This window comes from Oleiphilus sp. HI0123 (genome assembly GCF_001635315.1).
The window spans coordinates 1-1466 of record NZ_LWGE01000240.1; the positions used below are offsets into that span (position 1 = coordinate 1).

The 1466-nt window shown below is 43.2% G+C and carries 2 protein-coding genes; one reads left to right on the forward strand and one right to left on the reverse strand.

Going from position 1 to position 1466, the window contains the following annotated elements; translation table 11 throughout:
- Positions 1–336 (reverse strand): DNA-3-methyladenine glycosylase I (locus tag A3761_RS02350; protein ID WP_197472744.1); only part of this gene is annotated, 336 nt, incomplete at its 3' end.
- 102 nt (positions 337–438) lie between these two features.
- Here A3761_RS02350 and A3761_RS02355 point away from each other — a divergent pair.
- Positions 439–1466 (forward strand): DUF748 domain-containing protein (locus tag A3761_RS02355; protein ID WP_156491518.1); only part of this gene is annotated, 1028 nt, incomplete at its 3' end.

Here is a 1466-nt window from a genome sequence, read left to right on the forward strand (position 1 = left end):
AATCTCGAGAAATTCGCGTGCATTTTTAATAATAGAGTTCACCTTAAGCTTATTTCGAATCACACCTGAATTAAGCAGTAATTCATCTATCTTCGTCTGGTCATATTCTGCAATACGCTTAGGATCGAAATTATCATATGCTTCGTAATAGCTTTTTTCTTTTCGTAAAATCGTAATCCAGCTCAAACCCGCTTGTTGGCCATCAAGGCAAAGTTTGGCAAATAGATCCTGGCTACCCCACCTTGGCTTACCCCAAATTTCATCATGATATTGCTGATATAAAGGGTCATTACCGCACCAGGGGCAACGTTTCTCTTGTGAGCAGTTTTCGGTCATTTTTTAGTTCCTTTTTAGTTCTTTATTGCTCAGCTCGTTTTATAATGTCAGCTTCGCGGTTCAAGGTTCTGTTCTAAAATAGCCACTCTAGAGGGTTACACTGTGTCGACCATCCTTAATTTCAAATCCAAGAAGTTCTGGCTCATTCTTTTCTTTTTAATCTACAGTGTATTCGGCTGGTTTGCTGTACCTTATATTGTTAAGCAGCAGGCCATCAACTCCCTTAAGGATATTGCAGCCTGGGATACGCAAATCGAATCAGTTGTTTTCAACCCTTACGCACTATCTCTAGCCGTTCACGGTTTCCAAGCTAAGGATGAGTTCCAGCAAGATAGCGTCAGCTTTGATCGATTCTACGTCAACTTTAGCGCCCTCGGTTCATTGGGGGGGCGCATAGCTTTTGATGAAGTCAGTTTGACGAGGCCTAGTATCAATGCTCAGCTTGACGAGCAAGGTCTGTTAAATTTCCAGCGTGACTTTGTAAAAGCTGACAGCGAGGCAGCGCCAGAGGAAGTCGATAACTCAGAGCCTTTAGCCTTCTTTTTCGGCCTGATCTCTATCTCTCATGGACAGGTCAACTTTACCGATCGCTCTAGCGATGAAACCTTTAGGCTAAAGCTTGAGCCTCTCAATCTCGCATTAAAGGACTTCTCGACAGACCATAATGATGGTGGCAACTACTCACTAAACCTCTCACTAGGCCAGGGTCAAGAGCTTTCATGGAAGGGACAAATTGGCATTGCCCCTTTTTCTTCTAAAGGCTCTTTGGCCTTGAGCAATCTTCGCTCTTCAAGCTTCTGGCATTACGTCAAACCTTTCTCTCCCTACTCACTTAATAACGCACTGATTTCACTAGAAGGCAGCTACGATACTGAATTTAGTGACCAGAGATCACACCTGCTGATCGAAACTGGCTCGGTGTCGCTTTCTCAGATTGCCTTGGCTGAGACTCAAGATACAGAGAGCTTATTTACACTCGATTCAGTGTCGCTTAGCCCTATCAATTTTAATCTGGAAGAACGTACAGCTAAGCTGGGCAACTTGCTAATAGAAAAGCCCGTGTTATTTGCTAAAAAGGATGAGACCTCACAAATAAATTTGCTACGTCCACTTCAACAAGAAAAGCTTGC